This is a genomic window from Bradyrhizobium sp. (genome assembly GCF_049586575.1).
In the GTDB taxonomy this organism is placed as follows: Bacteria; Pseudomonadota; Alphaproteobacteria; order Rhizobiales; family Xanthobacteraceae; genus Bradyrhizobium.
Window position 1 is genome coordinate 1 of sequence record NZ_JBAVCF010000569.1, and the last position, 4,582, is coordinate 4,582.

The following is a 4,582-nucleotide window of genomic DNA, read 5'->3' on the forward strand; positions in this document are numbered from 1 at the left end:
CGCTGTCGACCTCGGGGCATCCCGGCCCGGCGGTGGATTTCGTCATCCTGTCGATCCATCTCGCCGGCGCGTCGTCGATCCTCGGCGCCATCAACTTCATCACCACGATCTTCAACATGCGCGCGCCGGGCATGACGCTGCACAAGATGCCGCTGTTCGTCTGGTCGATCCTGGTCACGGTTTTCCTGCTGTTGTTGTCGCTGCCCGTGCTCGCCGGCGCGATCACCATGCTGTTGACCGACCGCAATTTCGGTACCACGTTCTTCTCCGCCGAAGGCGGCGGCGATCCGGTGCTGTTCCAGCATCTGTTCTGGTTCTTCGGTCACCCCGAAGTTTACATCCTGATCCTTCCGGGTTTCGGCATGGTCAGCCAGATCGTCTCAACCTTCTCGAAGAAGCCGGTGTTCGGCTATCTCGGCATGGCCTATGCGATGGTGGCGATCGGGGGCATCGGTTTCGTCGTGTGGGCGCACCACATGTACACGGTCGGTATGTCCAGCGCGACGCAGGCCTATTTCGTCGCCGCCACCATGGTGATCGCGGTGCCGACCGGCGTGAAGATATTCTCCTGGATCGCCACGATGTGGGGTGGCTCGATCGAGTTCAAGACCCCGATGCTGTGGGCGATCGGCTTCATCTTCCTGTTCACCGTCGGCGGCGTCACCGGCGTGGTGCTGGCGAACGCCGGCGTCGACCGCGTGTTGCAGGATACCTACTACGTCGTCGCGCACTTCCACTACGTGCTGTCGCTTGGCGCGGTGTTCGCGATCTTTGCCGGCTGGTACTACTGGTTCCCGAAGATGACGGGTTACATGTACAACGAGACCATCGGTAAGCTGCACTTCTGGGTCACCTTCATCGGCGTCAACCTGGTGTTCTTTCCGCAGCACTTCCTCGGTCTCTCCGGCATGCCGCGGCGCTACGTCGACTATCCCGACGCGTTCGCCGGCTGGAACCTGGTGTCCTCGATCGGCTCCTATATCTCCGGCTTCGGCGTGCTGATCTTCATCTACGGCGTGGTGGATGCGTTCGTGCGCAAGCAGCAGGCGGCAGACAATCCGTGGGGCGCGGGCGCGACCACGCTGGAATGGACGCTGTCCTCGCCGCCGCCGTTCCATCAATTCGAGGTATTGCCGCGCGTGCAGTAATGAGCCACGCGGCGGAAAACGCCGCGTCCTCATATTTTTAAGGAAACGAGAACCGTCTTGTCGGTCGTCGATCACAGCGCCATCGAACTGTCGCCCCGGATATCGGAGGCCGACGTTGCCGATTACGTCGCGCTCCTGAAGCCGCGGGTGATGTCGCTCGTGATCTTCACCGCGCTGGTCGGGCTGCTGATCGCGCCGGGGCACGTGCATCCGGTGCTGGCCTTCACGTCGATCCTCTGCATCGCGGTCGGCGCGGGAGCGTCGGGCGCGCTGAACATGTGGTACGAGAGCGACATCGATGCGTTGATGTCGCGCACCGCCAACCGGCCGATCCCGCGCGGCCGCATCACACCGCCGGAAGCGCTGGCGTTCGGCATGACGCTCGCCTTCTTCTCGGTGATGACGCTCGGGATTCTCGTCAACTGGGTTGCCGGCGCATTGCTGGCCTTCACGATCTTCTTTTACGTCGTGATCTACACGATTGCGCTCAAGCGCTGGACAGCCCAGAATATCGTGATCGGGGGCGCCGCGGGTGCGCTTCCGCCCGTTGTGGCCTGGGCGGCGGCGACCGGTTCGCTTTCGGTCGAGCCGCTGTTGTTGTTCCTGATCATCTTCTTCTGGACGCCGCCGCACTTCTGGGCGCTGGCGCTGTTCCGCAGCGACGACTATGCGCGCGCCGGCGTTCCGATGCTGCCCGTGGTCGCCGGACCCGACGCGACACGGTTGCAGATCTTGCTCTATACCATCGTGCTGGTGGTCGTGGCGCTCGCGCCCTGGCCACTCGGCTATTTCGATGCGGGCTACGGCATCACTTCGCTCGTCCTTGGGGCCGGCATGCTGGCGCTCGCGATCAACGTCTTCCGCCTTCGCGAGGGCCGCGAAGCTTCGCGCGCCACGCGGCGGCTCTTCGCATTCTCGATCTTCTACCTGTTTGCGCTGTTTGCGACCCTGCTGATCGAGGTCGTCATCCGCGCCGTCGCTCCATCGATCTGGTAAGGCGCATGGCGAGACAATGGCCGACAACGACAGACCAGACGGAATTGTCCTCACCGAGGCGCAGAAGAAAAGCCGCCGCCAGCGCTCGATCGCCATCGCGCTCGCGCTCGGCGTTCTCGTCCTGCTGTTTTTCGCCGTCACCATCGTCAAGGGGCCGGCCGTTCTAGTACGGCCGTTGTAAGGGCATGGTGATCCAACCGAACCAGCATCAGACTTCCGAAACCAAGGGAACGGCGTCGCGCCGCGGCCTGACCCGTGACGCCATGGTGGCTGCCATCTGCGGCTTCGTCGTGGTGCTGATGGTGGGGGCCGCCTACGCGGCGGTGCCTTTCTACAACTGGTTCTGCCGCGCTACCGGCTTCAACGGGACCACGCAGGTAGCAACCTCCGCGCCCACCGGCGCGCCGCTTGAGCGGAAAATTGCGGTGCGCTTCGATTCCAATGTGGCGGGCGGACTGCCCTGGAAATTCGAGCCGGAGCAGACCGAGATCGAGGTCAAGATCGGCGAGGTCGTCACCGTCTTCTACACCGTGACCAACCAGTCCGCGCGCAGGACGACCGGGCAGGCCGCCTATAATGTGGCGCCGCTGACGGTCGGGGCCTATTTCGAGAAGATCAACTGTTTCTGCTTCACCGAGCAAACCATGGCGCCGGGCGAAACGCGCCAGATGCCGGTTGTGTTCTATGTCGATCCGTCGATTGTCAAAGACAGCGACAATGACGGGCTTAACACCATCACCTTGTCCTATACGTTCTACCCTGTCCGCGAGCCCGCAATAAAGCCGCTTGCCGCGGGCGAGGCGGAAAAGTCCGGGGGAAGCGAAAAGGGAAAGCTTTGAGACGCGTGCGCCTTGGCCGGGATAACTTCTGGCCATCGCGAAGTTTAGATTTGAACGTTGAGAACGACGCGGCCCAACAGGCCTGCTAACGGAGAGACCGCAAATGGCTACGGCGCAAGTCAAGCACCACGACTACCACCTCGTCGATCCGAGCCCATGGCCGATCGTCGGCTCCGTTTCGGCCTTCATCATGGCGGTCGGTGCCATCAGCTGGATGCACCATATGTTCAGCCCGGCGGTGCCGCCGATCATCTTCTTTATCGGCGTCGCCGGCGTGCTCTACACCATGGCAAGCTGGTGGGCAGACGTCATCCGCGAGGCGCAATACAAGGGCGATCACACCCGCGTCGTGCAGATCAGCCATCGCTACGGCATGATCCTGTTCATCGCCTCGGAGGTGATGTTCTTCGTCGCCTGGTTCTGGGCCTTCTTCAATTCGGCGCTGTTCCCGGCCGATGCGGTTCACGCCGCCCGTGATGCCATTTTCGGATGCGGTGCAAGCGCGCAGATGGGCGCGTGCGCCGTGCCCGGCACCTGGCCTCCGAAGGGTATCGAGGCGTTTGACCCCTGGCACCTGCCGCTGCTCAACACGCTCCTTCTTCTGACCTCGGGCACCACGGTCACCTGGGCGCATCACGCTCTGCTTGAAAACGACCGCCAGGGCCTCAAATACGGTCTGATCCTGACCATCGCGCTGGGCGCCTGCTTCACCTGCGTGCAGGCCTATGAGTACAGCCACGCGCTGTTCGGCTTTTCCGGGAATATCTATGGCGCGACCTTCTTCATGGCGACCGGCTTCCACGGCTTCCACGTGCTGGTCGGCACCATCTTCCTGATCGTCTGCCTCGCGCGTGCCTATGCCGGGCACTTCACGCCGACCCAGCACCTCGGCTTCGAATTTGCCGCCTGGTACTGGCATTTCGTCGACGTGGTGTGGCTGTTCCTGTTTGCCTGTATCTACGTTTGGGGTACTGGCGGCGGCCGGCTCGTCGGCGCCGAATAACCTGGCCGTATTGATGCCAAAAGGGCGGCCGCAGGGCCGCCCTTTTTGTTTGCACAAAACGATGGGCAACGTTCCGGCCCGGATCGGCTGTTCCATGCAGGCAGTGCCGTGGTAAGTTCAGTCGCATGAATCCTTCCGTCAGCCCCCAGATACCGACCCTGTTCCAGAGCGTGCTGCGCGGGCTTGCCTGCAAGTGCCCGCGATGCGGCGAGGGCAAGTTGTTTGCAGGTTTCCTCGCGTTGAGGCCGAGATGTGCGGCGTGCGGTCTGGACTATACGTTCATCGATACCGGCGACGGCCCCGCCATTTTCATCATCATGCTGGCAGGCGCCATCGTGGTGGCCTGCGCGCTGATCGTGGAAGTGAAGTTTCAGCCGCCGTTCTGGCTGCACGCGGTGCTTTGGTTGCCGCTGATTCTCGTGACCACGCTGCTGCCATTGCGTTCGATGAAGTCGCTCCTGATCGCACTGCAATTCCATCACAAGGCTGCGCCGGGTCGATTAATTGAACGCGAACCGAAATGACTATCGCTACAGGACGGCGGCAACTCGGCTTCGGCCTCTTCACGCTTGCCATGATTGCGGTCTTTGTCGGCC

Annotated in this window: 6 protein-coding genes; all 6 read left to right on the forward strand. The window is 62.4% G+C overall.

All coding sequences use genetic code 11. From position 1 onward, the window contains the following. Positions 1-1,148 (forward strand): cytochrome c oxidase subunit I (locus WB528_RS21415; protein WP_423890454.1); only part of this gene is annotated, 1,148 nt, incomplete at its 5' end. 57 nt (positions 1,149-1,205) lie between these two features. Further along, positions 1,206-2,144 (forward strand): heme o synthase, encoded by a 939-nt coding sequence (locus WB528_RS21420; RefSeq protein ID WP_423890456.1) that lies wholly within the window; start codon positions 1,206-1,208, stop codon positions 2,142-2,144. 16 nt (positions 2,145-2,160) lie between these two features. Then, positions 2,161-2,325 (forward strand): CoxF protein, encoded by a 165-nt coding sequence (locus tag WB528_RS21425; protein ID WP_423880123.1) that lies wholly within the window; start codon positions 2,161-2,163, stop codon positions 2,323-2,325. A 4-nt stretch (positions 2,326-2,329) separates the two neighbouring features. Next, entirely contained in the window at positions 2,330-2,983 is a 654-nt protein-coding gene (locus tag WB528_RS21430) for a cytochrome c oxidase assembly protein (protein WP_423890457.1), read from the forward strand. 103 nt (positions 2,984-3,086) lie between these two features. Beyond that, positions 3,087-3,986: a cytochrome c oxidase subunit 3 gene (locus WB528_RS21435; protein WP_423890459.1), complete on the forward strand. Its 900-nt coding sequence runs from the start codon at positions 3,087-3,089 to the stop codon at positions 3,984-3,986. Between the two features lie 125 nt (positions 3,987-4,111). Then, on the forward strand, positions 4,112-4,510 hold the full coding sequence (locus WB528_RS21440) for a DUF983 domain-containing protein (protein ID WP_423890462.1): 399 nt from the start codon (positions 4,112-4,114) through the stop codon (positions 4,508-4,510). The last annotated feature ends 72 nt before the right edge of the window (positions 4,511-4,582 follow it).

What these genes read in the sequence shown, in the direction of transcription:
- WB528_RS21430 (WP_423890457.1), top strand. Translation starts at nt 2,330, where the DNA reads ATGGTGATCCAACCGAACCAGCATCAGACTTCCGAAACCAAGGGAACG.
- WB528_RS21425 (WP_423880123.1), top strand. Translation starts at nt 2,161, where the DNA reads ATGGCCGACAACGACAGACCAGACGGAATTGTCCTCACCGAGGCGCAG.
- WB528_RS21440 (WP_423890462.1), top strand. Translation starts at nt 4,112, where the DNA reads ATGAATCCTTCCGTCAGCCCCCAGATACCGACCCTGTTCCAGAGCGTG.
- WB528_RS21435 (WP_423890459.1), top strand. Translation starts at nt 3,087, where the DNA reads ATGGCTACGGCGCAAGTCAAGCACCACGACTACCACCTCGTCGATCCG.